The 20,720-nt window shown below is 70.7% G+C and carries 19 protein-coding genes and 1 tRNA gene; 13 read left to right on the plus strand and 7 right to left on the minus strand.

From position 1 onward, the window contains the following. Positions 1-62: 62 nt before the first annotated feature. A tRNA-Leu gene (locus tag ACPPVX_RS11680) sits at positions 63-149 on the minus strand. 64 nt (positions 150-213) lie between these two features. On the opposite strand from ACPPVX_RS11680, the gene ACPPVX_RS11685 reads away from it, so the two are divergent. From ACPPVX_RS11685 to pknB, 6 genes are read left to right on the plus strand one after another with little or no spacing between them, the layout of a single operon-like run. Then, positions 214-873 (plus strand): FhaA domain-containing protein, encoded by a 660-nt coding sequence (locus ACPPVX_RS11685; RefSeq protein ID WP_426570729.1) that lies wholly within the window; start codon positions 214-216, stop codon positions 871-873. Between the two features lie 50 nt (positions 874-923). Next, on the plus strand, positions 924-1,388 hold the full coding sequence (locus ACPPVX_RS11690) for an FHA domain-containing protein FhaB/FipA (RefSeq protein ID WP_426570730.1): 465 nt from the start codon (positions 924-926) through the stop codon (positions 1,386-1,388). After that, on the plus strand, positions 1,385-2,761 hold the full coding sequence (locus tag ACPPVX_RS11695) for a Stp1/IreP family PP2C-type Ser/Thr phosphatase (protein WP_426570731.1): 1,377 nt from the start codon (positions 1,385-1,387) through the stop codon (positions 2,759-2,761). The genes ACPPVX_RS11690 and ACPPVX_RS11695 overlap by 4 nt, the downstream gene beginning before the upstream one ends. Further along, positions 2,758-4,071: an FtsW/RodA/SpoVE family cell cycle protein gene (locus ACPPVX_RS11700; protein ID WP_426570732.1), complete on the plus strand. Its 1,314-nt coding sequence runs from the start codon at positions 2,758-2,760 to the stop codon at positions 4,069-4,071. The genes ACPPVX_RS11695 and ACPPVX_RS11700 overlap by 4 nt, the downstream gene beginning before the upstream one ends. Further along, positions 4,071-5,594: a peptidoglycan D,D-transpeptidase FtsI family protein gene (locus ACPPVX_RS11705; RefSeq protein ID WP_426570733.1), complete on the plus strand. Its 1,524-nt coding sequence runs from the start codon at positions 4,071-4,073 to the stop codon at positions 5,592-5,594. Before ACPPVX_RS11700 ends, ACPPVX_RS11705 begins: the two co-directional genes overlap by 1 nt. Positions 5,595-5,650: 56 nt before the next feature. Then, the gene (gene pknB / locus ACPPVX_RS11710) at positions 5,651-7,279 is read left to right on the plus strand and encodes a Stk1 family PASTA domain-containing Ser/Thr kinase (protein ID WP_426570734.1); all 1,629 of its coding nucleotides are present in this window, start codon (positions 5,651-5,653) and stop codon (positions 7,277-7,279) included. Between the two features lie 47 nt (positions 7,280-7,326). On the opposite strand, the gene ACPPVX_RS11715 is transcribed toward pknB, so the two are convergent. Then, positions 7,327-7,917, minus strand: a complete 591-nt coding sequence (locus tag ACPPVX_RS11715; protein WP_426570735.1) for an anthranilate synthase component II — start codon at positions 7,915-7,917, stop codon at positions 7,327-7,329. Positions 7,918-8,007: 90 nt separating this feature from the next. Here ACPPVX_RS11715 and ACPPVX_RS11720 point away from each other — a divergent pair, with 90 nt between their 5' ends. Then, positions 8,008-8,619 carry a cell division protein CrgA gene (locus ACPPVX_RS11720; protein WP_426570736.1) on the plus strand — a complete coding sequence of 204 codons (612 nt, stop codon included), beginning with the start codon at positions 8,008-8,010 and terminating at the stop codon, positions 8,617-8,619. A 521-nt stretch (positions 8,620-9,140) separates the two neighbouring features. Here the strand turns inward: ACPPVX_RS11720 and ACPPVX_RS11725 are convergent. Both ACPPVX_RS11725 and ACPPVX_RS11730 read right to left on the minus strand, forming a co-directional pair. Continuing rightward, positions 9,141-9,446 carry a hypothetical protein gene (locus tag ACPPVX_RS11725; protein WP_426570737.1) on the minus strand — a complete coding sequence of 102 codons (306 nt, stop codon included), beginning with the start codon at positions 9,444-9,446 and terminating at the stop codon, positions 9,141-9,143. Between the two features lie 171 nt (positions 9,447-9,617). After that, positions 9,618-10,811: a thiolase family protein gene (locus ACPPVX_RS11730; RefSeq protein WP_426570738.1), complete on the minus strand. Its 1,194-nt coding sequence runs from the start codon at positions 10,809-10,811 to the stop codon at positions 9,618-9,620. Positions 10,812-10,999: 188 nt separating this feature from the next. Between ACPPVX_RS11730 and ACPPVX_RS11735 the strand changes: the two genes are divergently transcribed. Further along, complete coding sequence (locus ACPPVX_RS11735) at positions 11,000-12,784, plus strand: AMP-dependent synthetase/ligase (protein ID WP_426570739.1); 1,785 nt, start codon at positions 11,000-11,002, stop codon at positions 12,782-12,784. 49 nt (positions 12,785-12,833) lie between these two features. On the opposite strand, the gene ACPPVX_RS11740 is transcribed toward ACPPVX_RS11735, so the two are convergent. Then, on the minus strand, positions 12,834-13,427 hold the full coding sequence (locus ACPPVX_RS11740; protein WP_426570740.1) for a TetR/AcrR family transcriptional regulator: 594 nt from the start codon (positions 13,425-13,427) through the stop codon (positions 12,834-12,836). Positions 13,428-13,558: 131 nt separating this feature from the next. Here ACPPVX_RS11740 and ACPPVX_RS11745 point away from each other — a divergent pair, with 131 nt between their 5' ends. The 4 genes from ACPPVX_RS11745 (at position 13,559) to ACPPVX_RS11760 (ending at position 17,078) form a co-directional block, all read left to right on the plus strand. Next, positions 13,559-15,211, plus strand: coding sequence for an MFS transporter (locus tag ACPPVX_RS11745; RefSeq protein WP_426570741.1), 1,653 nt, complete (start codon positions 13,559-13,561; stop codon positions 15,209-15,211). A gap of 133 nt (positions 15,212-15,344) precedes the next feature. Beyond that, the gene (locus tag ACPPVX_RS11750) at positions 15,345-16,352 is read left to right on the plus strand and encodes a zinc-dependent alcohol dehydrogenase (protein WP_426570742.1); all 1,008 of its coding nucleotides are present in this window, start codon (positions 15,345-15,347) and stop codon (positions 16,350-16,352) included. 77 nt (positions 16,353-16,429) lie between these two features. After that, entirely contained in the window at positions 16,430-16,696 is a 267-nt protein-coding gene (locus ACPPVX_RS11755; RefSeq protein WP_426570743.1) for a FitA-like ribbon-helix-helix domain-containing protein, read from the plus strand. Beyond that, the gene (locus ACPPVX_RS11760; protein ID WP_426570744.1) at positions 16,671-17,078 is read left to right on the plus strand and encodes a type II toxin-antitoxin system VapC family toxin; all 408 of its coding nucleotides are present in this window, start codon (positions 16,671-16,673) and stop codon (positions 17,076-17,078) included. The genes ACPPVX_RS11755 and ACPPVX_RS11760 overlap by 26 nt, the downstream gene beginning before the upstream one ends. 3 nt (positions 17,079-17,081) lie before the next feature. Here ACPPVX_RS11760 and ACPPVX_RS11765 read toward each other — a convergent pair whose 3' ends face one another. Both ACPPVX_RS11765 and ACPPVX_RS11770 read right to left on the minus strand, forming a co-directional pair. Beyond that, positions 17,082-18,287, minus strand: coding sequence for an acetyl-CoA acetyltransferase (locus tag ACPPVX_RS11765; RefSeq protein ID WP_426570745.1), 1,206 nt, complete (start codon positions 18,285-18,287; stop codon positions 17,082-17,084). Position 18,288: 1 nt separating this feature from the next. After that, positions 18,289-19,728 carry an OB-fold domain-containing protein gene (locus tag ACPPVX_RS11770; RefSeq protein WP_426570746.1) on the minus strand — a complete coding sequence of 480 codons (1,440 nt, stop codon included), beginning with the start codon at positions 19,726-19,728 and terminating at the stop codon, positions 18,289-18,291. A 265-nt stretch (positions 19,729-19,993) separates the two neighbouring features. Here ACPPVX_RS11770 and ACPPVX_RS11775 point away from each other — a divergent pair, with 265 nt between their 5' ends. Beyond that, on the plus strand, positions 19,994-20,686 hold the full coding sequence (locus ACPPVX_RS11775) for a pentapeptide repeat-containing protein (protein WP_426570747.1): 693 nt from the start codon (positions 19,994-19,996) through the stop codon (positions 20,684-20,686). Positions 20,687-20,720 lie beyond the last annotated feature (34 nt).

Here is a 20,720-nt window from a genome sequence, read left to right on the forward strand (position 1 = left end):
AACGCAGACCGGCCACCTCGTATGAGGTGGCCGGTCTTGCGGCTGTTTCGTGAACAACCCTGTGGTGCGCGAGGGGGGACTTGAACCCCCACGTCCGTTAGGACACTGGAACCTGAATCCAGCGCGTCTGCCAATTCCGCCACTCGCGCGAGTGGGCGGAGAAGACCGTAGCGCACCGCTCCCGCTCGGCTCACACCGGTAACCTGCCTCGCCGTGGCGCTCAAAGGGTTCGAACGACGACTGGAACGCATGGTCGAGGGCACCTTCTCGCGCATCTTCCGCTCCACCATCCGGCCCGTCGAGCTGGGCCGTCGCCTGGTCAGGGAGATGGACGACAACCGCTCCGTCGACGTGCGCGGCCGCACGCTCGTCCCCAACGCCTATTCGGTGGAGCTCTCCGAGACCGACCTCGAGCAGTTCGCCGAGGTGGCCGAGAGCCTGGAGCGGGAGCTGGCCGAAGCGGCCCGCGAGCACGCCCGCGACGAGAGCTACGTGTTCATGGGTCCGGTGTCGGTGCACCTGGAGCTGTCCGAGAAGCAGCACGCCGGGTCGTTCCAGATCGTCGGGCGCATGCGCGAGGGCAAGGGCGGCTCCGGGGCCGGGGCCCTGCTGCTGCCCACCGGCGAGCGCATCCAGCTCAGCGAGGCGGTGGTCACGATCGGCCGCCGGCCGGAGTCCACGCTCCAGCTCGGCGATCCCAACGTGAGCCGCAACCACGCCGAGATCCGCCCGCACGGCAACGGCTGGGTGCTGGTCGACCTGGGGTCCACCAACGGCTCTCGCGTCAACGGCACGCGGGTCAGCTCCCAGGAGCTGCGAGAGGGCGACGAGATCGCCTTCGGCAACACCGTCCTGCACTTCGAAGCGTCCTGAGCCCCGGCGCGCCGAAGCAGGAACAGGCCGACCGGTAGGCTCGCCAGGACATGGACGAGCAGCTGCTCACGATCCTCAAGCTCTGCCTCCTGGCTCTGCTCTACCTGTTCTTCTTCCGGGTGCTGCGGGCGGTCTGGGCCGAGATCCGCGGCCCGAAGGCGGTGGCGGTTCCGGCGCGCCAGGCCGCGGCACCCCCGAAGCCGTCGAAGCGGGCCGAACGGGCGGCGGCGCCGGTCCAGCTGGCGATCGTCGAACCAGCCAGCCTCCGAGGCCGCACCTACCCGCTGGGCGAGGAGCTCACCGTCGGTCGGGCCGCCGGCTGCCAGGTCACCATCGACGACACGTACGCCTCGCAGATCCACGCCCGGGTGTTCAACCGCCAGGGCCAGCTGTTCGTCGAGGACCTGGGGTCCACCAACGGCACGTACCTCAACCGCCAGAAGGTGCAGGGCCCGCAGGTCATGCGCCGCGGCGACCGCCTGCAGGTGGGCAACACCGTCCTGGAGCTCGTATGACCACCCTCCGCTCCGGCACCGCCACCCACGTCGGCCAGGTCCGGTCGCTGAACGAGGACTCGTTCCTCGTGCTGCCCGACGCCGACCTGTACGGCGTGGCCGACGGCATGGGCGGCCACAACGGCGGCGAGATCGCCTCGGCCATGGCGGTGGAGTTCCTCGAGGAGCACGCCGGCGAGCCGTCGCTCGAGAACCTCAAGCAGGCGGCCCGCATCGGCAACCGCGCCATCTTCGAGAAGGCCGGGAACGACGTCGACCTGCACGGCATGGGCACCACCCTCTGCGCCGTCCGGGTGGTCCCGGGCCCCGAGGGCGACGAGATCGCCTGGATCAACGTGGGCGATTCCCGCGTGTACCTGTTCCGCGACGACGAGCTCATCCAGCTGAGCCGCGACCACAGCCTCGTCGAAGACCTCCTGCGCGACGGCCAGCTCACGCCCGACGAGGCCAAGGTCCACCCCAAGCGCAACATCATCACCCGGGCGCTGGGCATCGACGTCGACGTCGACGTGGACGGGTCCACCGTCATCCCGTTCACCGGCGACCGCTTCCTGCTGTGCAGCGACGGCCTGTTCGGCGAGGTGACCGCCGACCAGATCTCGTCGGCGCTGCGCCGCCTCGCCGATCCGTCCGAGGCCGCCGATGAGCTGGTGCGCCTGGCCAACGAGTCCGGTGGCCGCGACAACATCACGGTGGTCATCGTCGAGGTGACCGACGACGACGGCCGCAGCGCAGCGGCGTCCGCGGCCCTGCTCGCCGCCGAGGCGTCCCGCCTGAAGTCGGTCGATGGCGACGAGCCGGCCACCGCGCCGGCTGGTGATGCGTACGTGCCGGTGTTCGCCGATCGGCGCAGCTCGCTGCCCGAGTCCACCGACGACTACGGCGCCGAGTCCGACGAGATGTTCCGAGACCTCGACGGGGCCCGGTCGAAGCGGTTCACCTGGCGCGTCGCCCTGTTCGTGGTGGCTCTGCTGGCGGTGGTGGGCGTGGTGCTCGGGGCCATCGTCTGGTCCGGGAGCAACACGTACTTCGTGGGCTTCGACGGCAACAACGTCGCCGTCTACAAGGGCAAGCCGGGCGGCGTGCTGTGGATCGACCCGCAGCTCCAGGAGACCACCGACATCACCAAGTCCGACCTGCCGCAGGACGCACGCGAGGCGGTCGCCGCGAACAAGCAGTTCAGCTCGGAGGCCGCCGCCGTCCGCTACGTCGTCACGCTGCAGGCCATCGTCGACGGGCAGGAGGCCGAGAGCGCCACCACCACGACGACCCAGCCGAAGACCACCACCACCACGAAGGCGTCGTCCACCACCACGACCGCGCCCAAGACCACCACCACGACGCCCGCCCCCACCACCACCGCAGCACCGTGACCGCGGTCGCACAGGCCCGTCGCCGGGCGGAGCTCGGGCTGCTCGTGTTGGCCATCCTCATCACGGGTGGGGCGTACACGCTGGCGTCGCTGGGCCAGACCTCGTCGGTCCCCGCCAACATCGGCCCGTTCTTCGCCGCCATCACCGGCCTCTTCTTCGCGGCCCACCTGGCGATCCGGCGCCTCGCCCCCGAGGCCGACGGCCTCCTGTTCCCGCTGGTCGCCCTGCTCAACGGCATCGGCTACGTGTTCATCGCCCGGCTCGATCCCAAGCTGGCCGACAACCAGGCCACCTGGACCTTCGTCGGGATCGCGGCGTTCGTGCTGACGCTGGCGTTCGTGCGCCGGGTCCGAGACCTCGAGCGCTACCGGTACACGTTCCTGGCCGCCGGCCTCCTGCTGCTCGTCCTCCCGCTCGTCCCCGGGGTCGGGGTCAGCATCCACGGCGCCCGGATCTGGGTGGCGCTCGGCCCCATCAGCTTCCAGCCCGGCGAGTTCGCCAAGATCGCCTTCGCCCTGTTCTTCGCCTCGTACCTGGTGGAGAAGCGCGAGCTGCTCTCGATGGCCACCTGGCCCAAGTTCCGGCCGGTCCTGCCCGACCTCAAGCACCTGGGCCCGATCCTGCTCGCCTGGGGGGTCGCCATCTTGGTGATGACCGCCGAGACCGACCTCGGGTCGTCGCTGCTGCTGTTCTTCCTCTTCATCGCCATGCTGTGGGTCGCCACCGGCCGCGCTGCCTACCCGGTGGCCGGCACCGGGCTGTTCGCGGTGGCGTCGTACGGGGCGTGGACACAGTTCGCCCACGTGCAGGAGCGGGTCACGGCGTGGCTCAACCCGTGGACGGCCGACAAGGGGTACCAGGTGGTGCAGGGCTGGTACGCCATGGCCTGGGGCGGGATCGCCGGCACCGGCATCGGCCTCGGCCGGCCCGAGCGCGTGCCGTTCGTGGCCAGCGACTTCATCTTCATCGCCATCGCCGAAGAGCTCGGCCTCCTGGGCGGCACCGCCGTGCTGATGGCCTACCTCCTCATCGTCGGGTCGGGCCTGCGCATCGCCGTGCAGGCCGAGCACGCCTTCGACAAGCTCCTGGCGGCCGGGCTCACCGCCCTGCTGGGGTTCCAGGCGTTCGTGATCCTCGCCGGCATCACCCGGCTGCTCCCGCTCACCGGCGTGGTGCTCCCGTTCGTCGCCTACGGCGGCTCGGCCCTGGTGGCCAACTACGTGCTGCTGGCGCTGCTGCTGCGCATCTCCGACAACAACTCCCGGGCTCGTGTCGATCAGCCCAAGGTCGCCATGGCGCAGGTGGCCTGATGGACCGGTCGATCCGCCGCCTGGGCGTGTTCCTCATGCTGTGCTTCGGCGCGCTGTTCGTGCAGCTCAACTACATCCAGGTGGTGCGGGCGTCGCACCTCAACACCAAGCCCGACAACGACCGCGCCGTCGTCCAGGCGTTCAGCCGGCCGCGCGGCACCATCAGCACGGCCGACGGCGTCCTGCTCGCCAAGTCGGTGCCCAGCGACGACCGGTACCAGTACCAGCGGCAGTACCCCGAGGGCGAGACCTACGCCGCGCTCACCGGGTTCTTCAACTACAGCCGTGGCGCCACGGGCCTGGAACGGGCGTACAACGACGAGCTCTCCGGCAAGACGGCCAAGCAGCAGCTGCGCTCGGTCGGCGACCTGTTCGTGAAGAACGACCGCACCGGCAACCTCAAGCTCTCGGTCCGCTCCGACATCCAAGAGGTGGCCAAGGCGGCGCTGGGCGACCAGAAGGGCTCCGTGGTCGCGCTCGATCCGCGAACCGGCGAGATCCTCGCCCTCTGGAGCAACCCCACCTACGACCCCAACCTGCTGGCCAGCCACGACTTCAAGAAGAGCGAGGCCGCCTACAAGCTCTACGACGCCGCCCCCGGCAACCCGCTGCTGGCCAAGGCGTACCGCGAGGTCTACCCCCCGGGGTCGACGTTCAAGACGGTCACCGGATCCACCGGCGTCCAGACCGGCCAGGTCACCCCCGACACCCCCGTGTACCCCACCATCCGGGCGCTCAAGATCCCCGGGACCACCCGGCTGCTCCCCAACTTCGGCGGCGAGGCCTGCGGTGGCACGCTGTTCACGGTCCTCGCCAAGTCGTGCAACACGTCGTTCGCCCAGATGGGCCTCGACCTCGGCGCCGACAACATGATCAACGGCGCCCAGGCGTTCGGGTTCAACTCGACCCCGCCGTTCGACCTGCCCGCGGTGGCGTCGCGGTTCCGCACCGACTTCACCCAGAACGAGGCCGCGCTGGCCCAGTCGTCCATCGGGCAGAACGACACCGTCGCCACGCCGCTGCAGATGGCCCTGGTGGCCGGGGGCATCGCCAACAACGGCGTGATCATGGCGCCCCACGTGGTCAGCGAGATCCGCGACAGCCAGGGCGACCTGGTGTCGAAGCACGACCCCACCCAGTGGAAGCAGGCCATCAGCCCGCAGACCGCCGACACCATGCGCCAGGGCATGCGCGAGGTCGTGGCCACCGGCAGCGCCACCCGCCTGCAGATCCCCGGCTACGACGTCGGTGCCAAGACCGGCACGGCGCAGTTCGGTCCCGCGGCGCCGCTGCGCTCCCACGCCTGGGTGATCGCGTGGGCCGCGGTGCCGGGCCAGCAGGCCAGCATCGCGGTGGCCGTCATCGTCGAGGACCAGAGCGGCGCCAGCGAGTCCACCGGCGGCCGTCTCGCGGCCCCCATCGCCAAGCAGGTCATCGAGCAGGCGTTCAAGCCCATGCCGGCCCCGCCCGCCGACACCACCACCACCGCCCCCGGCACCACCAGCACCACGGCGGCCAACTGATGCGGTGCGCCCAGACCCCCAACGCCACGAACCCGTCTCGTAGGCTGGCCTGAACCATGTCGAACCGTGAACAGGTCGTCCTCAACGGGCGCTACGAACTTCACCGGCGCGTGGGCCGCGGCGGCATGGCTGAGGTGTACCTCGCTCGCGACCGGCTCCTCGACCGGCTCGTCGCGATCAAGATCCTGTTCCCCGAGTTCGCCACCGACCCGTCGTTCGTGGCCCGGTTCCGCCGGGAGGCGCAGGCCGCCGCCAACCTGAACCACCCCAACATCGTGGGCGTCTACGACTGGGGCAAGGAGCGCGGCACCTACTACATCGTGATGGAGTTCGTCGACGGCCAGACCGTGTCGGAGATCCTCCGCAACGACGGCCCCATCGAGCCCAAGCGAGCCGCCGGCATCGCCGCCGACGTGGCCGCCGCCCTGGGCTTCGCCCACCGCAAGGGCGTGGTCCACCGCGACGTGAAGCCGGGCAACGTGCTCATCACCAAGGCCGGCGAGGTCAAGGTGGCCGACTTCGGCATCGCCCGGGCCATGACGGCGAGCAGCGAGGAGAACCTCACCCAGACCGGCTCGGTCATGGGGACGGCCACCTACTTCTCCCCCGAGCAGGCCCAGGGCAAGCCCGTCGATGCCCGCTCCGACCTGTACTCCCTGGGGGTGGTGCTCTACGAGATGGTGTCGGGCAAGCCGCCCTTCAGCGCCGACAGCCCCGTCGCCATCGCCTACAAGCACGTGCAGGAACCGATTCCGTCCCTGTCGGAGCGGGTGCCCGACGTGCCCAAGGACTACGAGGCCATCACGCTGCGGGCCCTCGAGAAGGATCCCGACGACCGCTACGCCGACGGCGCCGCCATGCGCGCCGACCTGCTGCGCTTCCGCGAGGGGAAGCCCCTGGCCGCCGCCACCGCGGTGCCCGCCGGGCCGGCGCGCCCGCCCACCCCGGCCCCGGCCACACCTCCACAGGCGGCACCCCCCGCCGCGCCCGTCACGCAGGAATCGGGCCGCAAGACCGGCTGGTTCTTCGTGATCATCCTCCTCCTGCTCGTCGTCCTGGGCGCGCTGCTCTACGTCTTCGGCAAGCAGCTCGGCATCTTCGAGGAGCAGACCAAGTCGGTCGGCGTCCCCAACGTCGTGGGCCAACCCGTCGACCCGGCCACGGCCATCCTCGAGAAGCTCGGCTTCAAGGTCACCACCTCCGACTCCGAGAGCACCCAGCCCAAGGGCAACGTCGTCTCCCAGAGCCCCGCGGGCGACACCCAGGCCGACAAGGGCACGACCATCATCCTCAGCGTCAGCACCGGCGTGGGCGACGCCACCCTGGTCGACCTCTCCGGCAAGACCGAGATCGATGCCCGCGAGATCCTGCGCGTCGCCGGGTTCACCAACGTGCAGCAGCAGCTGGAGCAATCCGAAGACCAGCCCGCTGGGACCGTGCTGCGCACCGATCCGGCGCCGGGCGTCTACGCCAAGGACCGCGTGATCGTGCTCATCGTGGCCGACCAGGCCCAGGTCACCACCACCTCGCCGCCGGTGGCCACCACCACCTCACCGCCGGTCACCGTGCCGGCCACCACCACGTCGCCGCCCACCACCACCTCGCCGCCCACCACCACGTCGCCGCCGGTCACCACCACCACGAAGCCGGCCACCACCACCACCACGTCCGCCGGCGGGCTCTGACGCCCGGCCTCTCGGCCCCTGCCTGATCCTGGTCCGCGGCCGTCGGCTCAGCCGGAGTACACGTCGACCTGCGTGAGGAAGTTCCCCACCAGGTCGTGGCCGCCCACCGTGAGGATCGACTCGGGGTGGAACTGGACGCCCTCGGTGGGGGCGTCGCGGTGCCGGAGGCCCATCACGATGCCGTCGTCGGTCTCCGCCGTGATCTCCAAGACGTCGGGCACCGAGCTCCGGTCGACGATCAGCGAGTGGTAGCGGGTGGCCTCGAGCGGCTCGGGCAGCCCGGTGAACACCCCGGTGCCCTTGTGGCGGATGAGCGACGTCTTCCCGTGCATGATCTCGGGCGCCCGGACCACCGTGCCACCGAACACCTGCCCGAGGCACTGGTGGCCGAGGCACACGCCGAACACCGGCTTCTTGCCGGTGAAGTACGAGATCGCCTCGTTGGACACGCCGGCGTCGTCGGGCGACCCCGGGCCCGGAGAGATGAGCACCCCGTCGGGCTCGAGCGCGATGGCCTGATCGAGCGTGATCGCATCGTGGCGGTACACGAGCGGCTCCGCACCCAGCTCCCCCAGGTACTGGACGAGGTTGTAGACGAAGGAGTCGTAGTTGTCGATCACCAGCACACGGCGGCCCATGGGCGGCCACGGTAGTGCTGGGGCTCCACCGCTCCCGCCTCCGAATCGCTGCCTCCAGCCGCTCGGTGGCGGTTCAGTAGGATCCCGGCCATGTCCGACGACTCGAACGAGACTCCCGAAGACGACGCGGCCGCTCCCGACGCGTCCACCGACGCCACCGTCGACGTCGCCGATGATGACGCCACCGCCGACGCTGCGGCCGAGACGACCAGCACCGACGACGACGAGCCGGCGCCAGACCCCGAAGCCGCCGAGACCGGAGCCGGTGCCAAGGCGGCCACCGACGACGACAAGGCGGACCGCAAGGCCAAGGCCGATGCCGCCGTCGCCGAGCGCCAGGTGGTGGCCCGCCGCACCGTGACCAGCCGCCGCGTCACGCCCAAGGGCGGGCCCAACGCGACCCCGAAGTCGGCCACCAAGGCCGCCGCCAAGGCCGCCCCGCCGTCCACCTCGAAGGCCCGAGACGCCAAGAAGACCGAGAACCTCGTCAGCAAGGCGCCCGTCGCCACGCCCCAGCAGGTCTACGCCAAGGGCCCCAGCCCCTGGTACGTGCCGGCCATCATGTTCGGCCTGCTCATCCTCGGTGCCCTCCTCATCATGAGCAACTACATGGGCGTGTTCGGCGACGCGTCCAACATCCGCCTCGTGATCGGCCTCGGCTTCATCCTCGGCGGCATCATCGCGGCAACGCAGTACCGCTGAGCTTCGCTCAGCGGTACTGATCTCCGGCCCACGTCCTCGGAGCGCTCGACCCTCTCGCGACTCACGGGTTCTTCTCCCCGCCTTCGGCGTTGAGCTACCCATGCCCTTTTCCTTCCGCTCTGGGTGCCTGCGGCCCTGGCGGGCCTCCGGCACCGGGCCGCTCGGGCCCGCTCGCCTTCGGCGAACGCTGGCGCTGGCTCCCGCGCGTTGCTGGCGCTCGTTGGGCTGGTTGCTGGCGCCTGCTGGGGCGCCGTGCTGGCGCTGGGTTGGGCTTGTTGCTGGCGCTGGGTTGGGTGGTGGCGGTGGTGCCCCGGGGTGTCAGCGGATGCTGGGCACGGGTGTTGGAACGGGCTCCCTGGAGCGCGTCGGGGGGGGGCGATTCACGGGCGGTGGCGGTGAACCGGGTGGGGTTCACGGGTAGCGCGGAAGTTACAGGGGTGTGACTCTCCCCAATCTTCTCCACAGGCTGGGGAAAGGTTCTCCACCGTCCCTGGCGACCTGGGGATCGAGTCGGGACCGGCTCAGATGTCGTCGACCGGGGTGACGAGATCCATGTCCTCCATGCAGTGCCGGGGCGGTTCCGGGACCTCGTCGTTGGCCATCGTCATGCGCACCTCGGTGGCGCAGATGCTGCACCGGTAGGTGAGGCGGACCTTGCGCAGCTCGCCGGGGTCGGGCGGCTCGGGCACCGGGCGGGCGAACCCGCCCAGCACGGACATGCCGACCTTGAGCAGCACCAGGGCGAACAGCACGGCCAGGATGATCCGGAAGATGTCGCCGCCACCGAGGGCAGCGACCACGGTGGCCTGGGCGGCGATGGTCGACATGGCGACAGCCTACGGACGCGCCGCAACCCCACCGAAGTCGGCCCTGCCCGGTCAGGGGCGAAAAAGTAACGGTGCCCCGGGGCGAGCCCGGGGCACCGTGAGAACTGGTTGGGACCCGGGGGGAGGTGGGTCCGCCAGCTCGTCTCTACGAGCGATCCGCGAGGTGCGGGATCAGTCGAGGCGCTCGATGATGGTGGCGTTGGCCATGCCGGCGCCCTCGCACATCGTCTGGAGGCCGTAGCGGCCGCCGGTGCGCTCGAGCTCGTTCAGCAGGGTGGCCATGAGCTTGGCGCCGGAGCAGCCGAGCGGGTGGCCGAGAGCGATGGCGCCGCCGTTGACGTTCACCTTGCTCATGTCGGGGTTGTACTCCTTCTGCCACGCCAGGACGACGGAGGCGAAGGCCTCGTTGATCTCGATGAGATCCATGTCGTCGAGGGTGAGGCCGGCCTTGTCGAGCACCTTCTGGGTGGCGGGGATGGGGCCGGTGAGCATCATGATCGGGTCGACGCCGACCACCGAGAACGAGTGGACCTTGGCGCGGGGCTTGAGACCCAGCTCCTTGGCCTTCTCTTCGCTCATGATCAAGATGGCGGAGGCGCCATCGGTGATCTGCGACGAGTTGGCGGCGGTGACCCGGCCGTTCTCGGGGTCGAAGGCGGGCTTGAGCTTGGCCAGCGACTCCATCGAGGAGTCGGGGCGGATGCCCTCGTCGGTGGTGACCATCTCGCCGGTCTCGACGATCTGGCCGGTCTCCCGGTCGAAGCGCTTCTCGGCGACGGCGATGATCTCGTTGTCGAAGCGGCCCTCGTCGCGGGCGGTGGTGGCCCGCTTGTGGCTCTCGACGGCGAAGGCGTCCATGTCCTCGCGGGAGAGGTCCCACTTCTGAGCGATGAGCTCGGCCGAGGTGCCCTGCATCACGACGCCGCCGCGGGGGGCGTAGCGCTCCATGACCAGCGGGCCCATCGGGAAGCTGCCCGGCGTGACCGAGGCGCCCATCGGGGTGGTGGACATGACCTCGACGCCGGCGGCGACGACGATGTCGTAGGCCCCGGCGATGACGCCCTGGGCCGCGAAGTGGACCGACTGCTGCGACGAGCCGCACTGGCGGTCGATGGTGGTGGCGGGGACCTCTTCGGGCCAGCCGGCGGCGAGCACGGCGGAGCGGCCCACGTTGACGGACTGGTTGCCGACCTGCATGACGCAGCCCATGATCACGTCTTCGACGAGGGCGGGGTCGAGGTTGTTGCGCTCGGCGAGCGCCTTGAGCGTCTCGGCGGCGAGGTCGGCGGCGTGCCAACCGGAGAGCTTCCCGTAGCGCTTGCCTCCAGGCGTGCGGACGGCATCGACGATGACAGCGGTAGCCATGGTGGCCCCTTCCCCTTCCGGCCCCTGCGGGTCCGAGTGGCGTTCTAGACCGGTCGGTCAAGTGCCAGTCAAGCGTCGTGCCCGTGGCGAACGCAACCTGACGGAACCGTTCGATCATCACGGATTCTTCGGGTCTGCTAGTCCTATGGCGCTCGACCTACCGACTCCAGGGGATCCGGATCACCGCCATGACCTCCATTCTCGATCGCATCGCGGGCAAGACCGTGGCCGGCACCTTCGTCGACGTCATCGCCGAGCGCGGCGACGCCGTCGCCCTGCGCTGGAAGGAGGGCGACGACTGGCACGAGTGGACCTTCGCCGAGATGGGCGCCATGGTGGCCCGCGCCGCGGGCGGCCTGCGCGACCGCGGCGTCGGTCGGGGCGACCGCGTGGTCCTCATGATGCGCAACTGCCCGCAGTTCCACGTGCTCGACGCGGCGGCGCTCATGGTGGGTGCCACGCCGATCTCCATCTACAACTCCTCCGCCCCCGACCAGGTCGAGTACCTGGTCGGCCACTCGGGTGCGGTGCTGGGCATCGTCGAGGACGACAGCTTCCTGGCCCGGTTCGAGCCGGTCCGTGCCGCCCTGCCCTCGCTGACGTCGCTCGGCGTCGTGCACCCGGGCGAGAAGCACGCCGACTTCACCTGGGACGACCTGCAGGCCGCCGAGCCCGTCGATCTGGCCCAGGCCGCTCAGGCCGGCGATCCCAGCGACCTGGTCACCGTCATCTACACGTCGGGCACCACCGGGCCGCCCAAGGGCGTGATGCTCTCGAACGCCAACGCCATGTTCGTGGTCGAGGCCACCCGCGAACTGCTCCCGTTCGACGACTCCAACGGCAAGCGGGTCGTGTCGTACCTCCCGATGGCCCACATCGCGGAGCGCACGGTCAGCCACTACTCGCAGCTCGCCCTCGGCTACGAGGTCAGCTGCTGCCCAGAGCCCGGCAAGATCGCCGCCTACTGCGCCGAGGTCCGGCCCCACGTCCTGTTCGGGGTGCCGCGGGTCTGGGAGAAGATCAACGCCGGGCTGATCGGTGCGCTCGCCGCCGACCCCGACAACGCCGCCAAGTTCGACGAGGCCGTCGAGGTCGCCCGGCCCATCGCCCTGAAGAAGTCGTGGGGCACGGCCACGCCCGAGGAGCTCGAGACCTACGCGTTCCTCGACGAGGTGGCCTTCAAGCCGGTCCGCGCCATGCTCGGGCTCGACGAGCTGCTGGTGGCCGTCACCGGCGCCGCCCCCATCCCGCCCGACCTGCTCACGTGGTTCCGCGCCATCGGCGTGCCCATGTCGGAGGTCTACGGCATGTCCGAGAACACCGGGCTCATGACGTGGACGGCCGAGCGCATCAAGCCCGGCACCGTCGGTCCGGCCTGCCCCGGCACCGAGGTCCGCATCGCCCCCGATGGCGAGGTGATCTGCAGCGGCCCCCACGTGTTCCAGGGCTACCTCAACGATCCCGAGAAGACGGCCGAGGCCCTATCGGCCGACGGCTGGCTGCACACCGGCGACATCGGCGAGCTCGACGACGACGGCTACCTCAAGATCGTCGACCGCAAGAAGGAGCTGATCATCACCGCTGGCGGCAAGAACATCAGCCCGGCCAACCTCGAGGCGGCGCTCAAGATGATCCCGCTGGTCGGTCAGGCCGCAGCCATCGGCGACCAGCGTCCGTTCGTGTCGGCCCTCGTCGTGCTCGATCCCGACACGGCTCCGGCCTGGGCGGCCCAGCACGGGCTCGAAGGGCTCAGCCTCCAGGAGCTGGCCGACCACCCCGACGTCATCGCCGAGGTCAACAGCGGCCTGGGCGAGGTGATGGCCACGTTCAACAACGCCGAGCGCGTGAAGAAGGTGAAGGTGCTGGGCCAGGAGTGGCTCCCCGACTCGGAGCTGCTCACGCCCACGTCGAAGCTCAAGCGGCGCGGCGTCAACTCGTTCTACGCCGTCGAGATCGAGGCGCTCTACACCTGAGGCCCACCGGGCAGCCCGGCGGGTGCCCTGCCCAGCCTGAGCGGCCGGGTCAGGCGGAGGTGGCGGCGGACTGGAGCGGGCACGTGGCCCGGACGCCGGCCATGAAGTGGTCGACGCAACGGTCGGCGAACTCGTCGGTCAACGGGGTCGATCCGGTCAGCGCGGCCATCAGGATCGGACCGATCAGCAGCGTCGAGACCGCCTCGGCGTCGAACCCCTCGGGGAGCCAGCCCTCGTCGACGCCGCACCTGAGCACGGGCGTGACCGTGTCGACCTGGCTCTGCTTGAGGTCGTCCTCGAGCTCGGCGATCTCGTGGAGGTCGGCCTTGAGCAGGAGCATGGCCGGCATCAGCCGCTTCCAGTAGGGGTCGTTGACCACATCGACGAAGCCGTGGGCCAGGACCCGCAGCCCCTCCTCGAACGACAGGCTCGGATCGGGGCGCGGGAGGTCGGGTGCGATGTGGCCGAACACGTCGATGACCAGGGCATCGCGGGTGGGCCAGTGGCGGTAGAGCGTGGACTTGGCCACGCCGGACCGGGCGACCACGCCGTCCATCGTGATCGCGGCGGGCCCGCCCTCGAGCAGCAGCTCGGTGGCGGCCTCCATCACGGCGGTGCGGGTGCGGTTGATGCGGGCGTCCATGGTCGTCCTCGACGTTACAGGTGACGGTTGTCTCATGGGAGAGGGCTTGTCGGATTAGAAACAGTACGGTACCGTCTCGTACTACAGAAACGCTACCGTCTCGTAGTGTATCGAGACTCCGAGGAGCAACCATGTCGACGGCAACCCGCCCCGAAACCATCCACGAGCCGCCAACCGATGCGGCGGGCCTCGTGGTCGACGCCAAGCGCCGCCGCCTCGTCCTGATCGCCATGTGCACCGCCCTGGTGGCGGTCGTGGCCTCGGTCTCGGGCCTCAACGTGGCCCAGGGCCAGCTGGCGCTCGACCTCGGCGCCACCCAGAGCCAGCTGCTCTGGGTCATCAACGGCTACACCATCGCCCTGGCCGCGCTGCTGCTGCCCATCGGCGCCGTGGGCGACCGCTGGGGCCGCAAGCACGTCCTCGTCGCCGGGCTCTCCCTCTTCGTCGGGGCGAACATCGCGGCGGCCCTCGCCACCTCGGTCACCCAGCTCCTGGTCTTCCGGGTCGCCGGCGGCGTGTCGGCCGCGATGATCATGCCGATCACCCTCTCGGTCATCACGTCCACCTTCCCCGCCGAGGAGCGCGACCGCGCCGTCGGCGTGTGGGCCGGCTTCGCCGGAGCCGGTGGGGTCCTCGGCCTGGTCTCCTCGTCGATCGTCGTCGACAACTTCACGTGGCCCTGGGTGTTCGCCGGACCCATCGTGATCGCCGCCATCGCGCTGGCCATGTCGATCCGGGTCGTCCCGCAGAGCCGGGAGTCGCACGAGGGCCGCTTCGACGTGCTCGGCTCGATCCTCTCGGCCGTCGCCGTCGGCGGTCTGGTCCTCGCGGTCCACGAGGGACCTGAGGTCGGGTGGTCCGATCCGCTCACCGTCATCGGCCTGACCGCCGGCATCCTGGGCACCGCCTGGTTCGCCTGGTGGGAGCTGCGCACCGAGCAGCCCCTGCTCGACATCCGGGTCTTCCGCCACCGCACCCTCACCGCCTCGTCGGTCACGCTCCTCGCGGTCTTCGCCGTGATGATGGGCCTGTTCCTGGTCCTCGTGCAGTACCTGCAGGCCGTGCTCGGCTACTCCGCCATCAAGGCCTCGATGGGCCTGATGCCGCTGGCCGTCGTGCTGCTCCCGCTGTCCGCCGTCGCCCCGCTGATCGCTCGGCGGGTGGGCCTGCGAGCGATGCTCGTGGGCGGCTTGGGCCTCGTGGCGCTCGGCCTTGCGATGATGGCCTCGATGGCCAGCATCAGCGGCGGCTACCTGTCGGTCCTCCCCGGCCTGCTCGTCCTGGGCGTCGGTGCCGGCCTGGCCCAGACGCCGGCCACCTCCGGCATCACCGGCTCGCTCCCGGTCGAGGAGCAGGGCGTGGCCTCTGCGCTCAACGACACGGTCCGCGAGTTCGGCGGCGCCATGGGCATCGCCCTCATCGGCAGCGCCCTGAGCGCCGGCTACCGCAGCGGCGTGTCGGGCGCCGCCGACCACCTGTCGCCCCAGGCCGGCACGGCGGTCCGCGAGGGCATCGGCGGCGCCGCCGCCATCGCCGGGAAGCTCGGCCCCCAGGGCCAGCAGGTCATGGACACCGCCCGCGGGGCGTTCGTCGACGGCCTCGGCCACGCCATGTGGCTCGCAGCAGGCATGTCGGTGATCGCCGCGATCTTCGCCTTGGTCTGGCTCCCTCGCCAGGGGACGGCCACGGCCGAGTCGCCCACGGCCGAGCTCGACGCCTCCGAGGCGGCCCTCGATGCCGAGGGGTTCGACGTCGAGGCGCTGGTTCCCCAACCCGTCGCCTGAGCCCAGCACCCGACCAGCTCGAGCCCGTTGCGCGCAGGATCCCCGCCCCCTGCGTGCGACGGGCTCTTGTCGTTGCCGCACTCGTCGGCTGCGTCACCCGTCGGCTGCGTCGAAACGGCGGTACGTTGCGGCCATGCGAGCCGTCGTGCTGTCCGAGGATCGTCCCCGCCTTGAGCTGGTCGAGCTCCCTGACCCGGAGCCGGGGCCCGGCGAGGCGCTGATCCGGGTGACCGGGTGCGGCATCTGCGGCACCGATCTGCACCTGACCTCGTCGATGGCGCCCTCGGGCACGGTGCTCGGCCACGAGATCGCCGGCACGGTGGAGGCCCTCGGCGCGGGGGTGGAGGCCGGCACGTGGCGGATCGGCGAGTCTGTCGCCGTGCGGCCGTTCTTCGGCTGCGGGCACTGCGCCCACTGCCTGCGGGGCCGAGCCGACCACTGCGACCAGTTCCAGCTGCTCGGCATGGCCCGTCCCGGCGGCTTCGCCCAGCTGACCACGGCGAGGGCCGACGAGCTGTACCGCCTTCCCGCCGCGGTCAGCGCCGTCGACCAGGCCCTGGTGGAGCCGATGGCGGTGGGCCTGCGCTCGGTCCGCCGCGGCGGCGTCACGGCGGCCGACACGGTGGTGGTGCTGGGCGCCGGCCCGATCGGCTTGGCGGTCATCGCGTGGGCCCGCCACCTCGGCGTGGAGCACATCACGGCCTCCGATCCGTCGGGCAGCCGTCGGGCCCTGGCCACCCAGCTCGGCGCCACCCGCACGCTCGATCCGCTGGTCGACGAGCTCGACCTGCTCGAGGTGACGTTGACCGGAGCGTCGGTCGTGTTCGAGTGCACCGGCCGTCCCGGGATGATCCGCCAGGCCATGGACATCGCGGCGATCGACGGCCGGGTGGTGGTGGTCGGGGTGTGCGCCGCCGACGACTCGACGATGCCCTACACCGGCCTCAGCAAGGAGCTCGACGTGCGGTACGCGCTCTACTACGAGCGCAAGGACTTCACCGACACCATCGACGTGCTCAGCGCCCAGGGCCTGCACCTCGACGGCTTCGTCGACAGCACGGTCAGCCTCGACGAGCTCCCCGCCCGGTTCGCCGACCTCCTCGCCGGTGTCGAAGGCGGCAAGGTCATCCTCCAGCCCTGACCAGCGCTCGACGCTACGAATCTGGCGTTGAGAGGGGGGTGGTTGCCTCGTACTTTGCATGCATGCAAACTGCAAGCATGACCAACATCACCATCCGGGACGTGCCGGAGCCGGTGCACCGCACGCTGTCAGCGCGAGCGGCCAAGCGCGGGCAGAGCCTCCAGCAGTACCTGGTGGACACGCTGTCCCAGCTCACGGTGGTGCCGACGATGGACGAGTGGCTCGAGGAGATCGACGCCATGCACGCGGGTTGGGATCCGAGCATCGATCGATCGCTCGATGATGTCGCCTACCTCGAGGCGTCACACGAGGAGCGAGATGCTCGCATCATCGAGGGTCTGTGATGCCTCGGTGCTGGTCGCCTTCCTCGCCAGCGACAGCAGCCAGGGCCAGGTTGCTCGACGCGAGCTCAGCTCCGGCGGCATCGTCGCCCCGAACCTCGTAGACCTCGAAGTGCTCCAGGGGCTCCGCGGCCTCTGGCTCGGGGGCAAGCTGAGGGACCACGAGCTGGAGGAATCGGCACGGGGCCTCGAGCGCATGCCGATGCTCCGCTATCCGGTCCAGCGACTGGGGTGGAGGATCTTGCAGCTGCGACACAACATGACCGCCTACGACGCGAGCTACGTCGCGCTCGCCGAGTCGCTCGGGGTCGAGCTGGTGACCTTCGACCGGCGCATGGCAGCCGCACCCGGAGCGCGCTGCGCCATCCGCGTCCTGGCGACGTGAGCCTCAGGCGGCGTCGAGGGCGGCACCCAGGATCGAGATGAAGCTGACCATCTCGCCGGGGTAGCCACCGAGGTTGTGGGTGAGGGCCAGGTTGCGGTCGCCGCTGATCGAGCTGATGGTGCGGTCGGCGGGGGCCTCGCCGCGCAGCTGGAGGTAGGCCTCGAACATCATCCGCAGCCCGCTGGCACCCACCGGGTGGCCGAAGCTCTTGAGGCCGCCGTCGGGGTTGATGGGCAGCTCGCCGTTCAGGTCGAAGCGGCCGTCCTCGATGTCCTTCCAGGAGGTGCCGCGCTCGGAGAACCCGAGGTCCTCCATGAGCACCAGCTCGGTGGGCGTGAAGCAGTCGTGCACCTCGGCCATGGCGATGCGGCTCACCGGATCGTCGATGCCGGCCTGGGCGTAGGCGTCCTTCGCGCAGGCGGCGATCTCGGGGAACCACGTGTAGTCGTAGCCCGGGTCGACGAGGCCGGAGCCGTTGCCGGCGATGAAGCTCAGCGCCTTCACGAAGATCGGCTTGTCGGTGTACTCGTAGGCGTCCTCGGCCCGGACGACGATCGCCGAGGCGGAGCCGTCGGCCACGCCGGCGCAGTCGAACACCGAGAGGTCGCCGGCCACGTTGGGCATGGCGCAGATCTGGTCGACGCTCATCTCGCGTCGGAACTGGGCGCGGGGGTTGCGGGCGCCGTTGTAGTGGTTCTTGCTGGCGATGCGGGCCAGGGTGCGCTTGAGCTGCTCCATGGGCACGCCGTACTTCTCGGCGTAGGCGGGAGCGACCATCGAGAACGAGCCGGCGGCCGTGAGCGTGCGGGTGGTGCCGTCGCTGGGGATCGGGAAGGCGTTGAGGCCCTGGTAGCCGGAGTCCTTGACCTTCTCGACGCCCACGGCCATGGCCACGTCGTAGGCACCCGAGGCCACGGCGTAGCTGGCCTGGCGCAGGGCTTCGGACCCGGTGGCGCAGTAGTTCTCGACGCGGGTGACGGGCTTGTCCTGGAGCTGGAGGGCGCGCGACAAGGTGATGCCGCTCATGCCCGACTGGGCGGTGCCGAGCCAGTAGGCATCGACGTCGTCCTTGGTGATGCCGGCCGCGGCGAACGCCTCGTTGCTGGCTTCGAGGGCGAGGTCGTCGACGCCCTTGTCCCAGTGCTCCTTGAAGGGCGTGCAGCCCATCGCGACGATGGCGACGCGGTCCTTGATCCCGTGGCTGGCCATGTCAGGCCTCCTTCGTCTCGTCGTCGGCGGCGGACGCCGAGCCCGGCACCGGCCGGGCCTTCCAGAAGTAGTTGTGGATGCCGTCCGCGGTGAACAGCTTCCGGAACGTCATCTCGACGCGGTCGCCGATGCCCACCGAGGTGGGGTCGACATCGGTGAGCTCCACCGGGGCGCGGCCGCCGCCGTCGAAGTCGACGATGGCGAACACCACGGGTGGGCTGGGGGAGTAGACGAGCTTGTCGATCGTGTACGTGGCCACCGTGCCCTGGACGTCGGCCATGGGGATGGGCTCCATGTCGTCGATGGCGCCGCCCTCCATCGACACGCGGGTGGGAGGCAGGTGGATGGCCCCGGTGGTGCGGTCCTTGGCGCCGACGAAGCCGAACTTCCAGTCCTCGCTGCGGCCGGCGGCCGAAGCCGATGGGCGGGCGGGCTCGGGGCGGCGGGGCGGCTCGGGCGACAGGTGGCCGCGCCACGCGAGGAACTTGCCGTAGGGCACGGGGCCGCCGCCGGCGACCTGGTCGGCGACGGGCCGGTCGGGCTCGTACGCCTCGATGGCCTCGGTAGTCTTGAACACGAGGGCGTCGGCGCCATCCGCGAGCGAGAGCACGGCGATGACCTGGCCGGGTGCCGCGCCGTCGAGCACGGCCGCGAGGAGCAGGCCGGCCTGGGCGGCGCCCGGGTTGCCGACGGTGGCGGACAGGTCATCGACGACCTTGTCGGCGGCGACGCCCGACTTCTTGGCGGCCGCCTTGTTGGCGCGGCCGTGGGTGCCCGTGACGATCAGGGCGTCGACCCGGTCGGCTTCGATGCCGGCGTCCTTCAGGGCGGCGGCCAGGGCGGTCTGCCCAAGGCCCACGTACTTCATCTCGCCGAACTTCTCCTCCCACTGCTTGGAGCGGGAGTCGCCGGGGGTGCGCCAGCGGTCGAGGAACTCGTCGGTGGCGGTGCCCGAGCCGATCAGCTCGGCCACGACCGGGCCGTCGGTGTCGTCGCCGATGAGCAGAGCGGCGGCGGCGTCGCCACCAACGGCCTCATCGGCGCTGCCGGGGAGCCCGGTGCGGATGTCGGCGCTGACCACGAGGGCAGCGGGCCCGCCGGCCAGGGCGGCGCGCAGGGCGGCGACGCTCGAGCGCACGGCGCCACCGAAGTCGGCGGCGATGACGTCGCCGGGGAGCCGCAGCGCGGCGTGCACCGCGGTGGCGTTGGTCTTGTCGACGTAGGCCGGGGCCACCGTGGAGAACCACAGCGCGCCGGGCCGCGTGGCGGTGGCCCGCAGGGCGCGCCGGGCCGCTTCGACGCCCAGGGTGGTGGTGTCCTCGTCGTAGGAGGCGACGGTCCGGGTGCCCTTGCCGCCCCCCGTCCCGGCCACGGCCGCGATGGCGCTCCGGTCGAGGCGACGGTGGGGCAGGTAGGCCCCGTAGCTGATGATCCCACGCATGCCCACCAGGCTAGAGCCAAATCTGACGACCCGTCAGATCCAGGCCCCGCTCTCATCCCGACCCCCTCCCTCGACCCGATCACCCTCGGCCCGCTCCAACTTTCGTGATCGTGGTGGCAGGGCCACCAACTTCACGAATGGTTCGAGGCGAGCGGACCTCGATCCGGCTCGCGGCGTCATCGTTGGCGGCCGCTTGCTGAAGTGGGATCGCCGCTGGTGGCCCAGGCGGATCCGGAGGGCTGATCTCGCGGGCATGATGGCGGCCATGGCCGCACCGCGTCGATCCACCGGGCGGGGAGCGGTCCGGCCGGCCAACCAGGAGTGCCGGGCGCCGATCGTGGTGACCGACCTGGATCCGTTGGAGCTCGACGGGCTGGAGGACCACGACGGTTGGTCCGAGGTGGCGGTGAGCGGGTCGGCCATCGCGGCAGATGCCGAGCACGTCACCTTCAGCCGATCCACCATCGCCAACGTGCGGCTCACCGCCGCCAACCTCCGTCGGCTCGAGCTCACCGATGTGGTGGTGTCCAACTGCGATCTCGCGGGGGCGGTGCTCGAGGAGCTCTCGCTCAACCGGGTGGCGTTCACCAACTGCCGGCTCAACGGCGCCGACCTGGGCGGGGCCACCCTCACCGACGTGCGCTTCACCGACTGCCAGCTCGACGAGGTCGGCATGCGGATGGTGCGGGCCGAGCGGCTGGTCGTCTCCGGCGGCACGGCCACCAAGATCGACCTCTACCGGGCGTGGGCCAACGGGAGCCGCTGGCACGACGTCGACCTCACCGGCGCCGAGCTGTCCGGCGCCAAGTTCACCCGGGCCCGCCTGCAGGGCTCGACCATCGTCGACGTGCGCGGCGCCACGGCGCTCCAGGGCTCGATCATCGACCACGAGCAGGTCATCACGGTGGGGCTCGCCCTCATCGCCGACGCCGGCATCGAGATCGACGAGACCCGCTGAGCCCGGCTGGGGTGGTGGCGGAGGCTCGGCCGTA

Origin of the sequence: Aquihabitans sp. McL0605 (assembly GCF_049993875.1) — a bacterium.
GTDB lineage: Bacteria > Actinomycetota > Acidimicrobiia > Acidimicrobiales > Iamiaceae > Aquihabitans.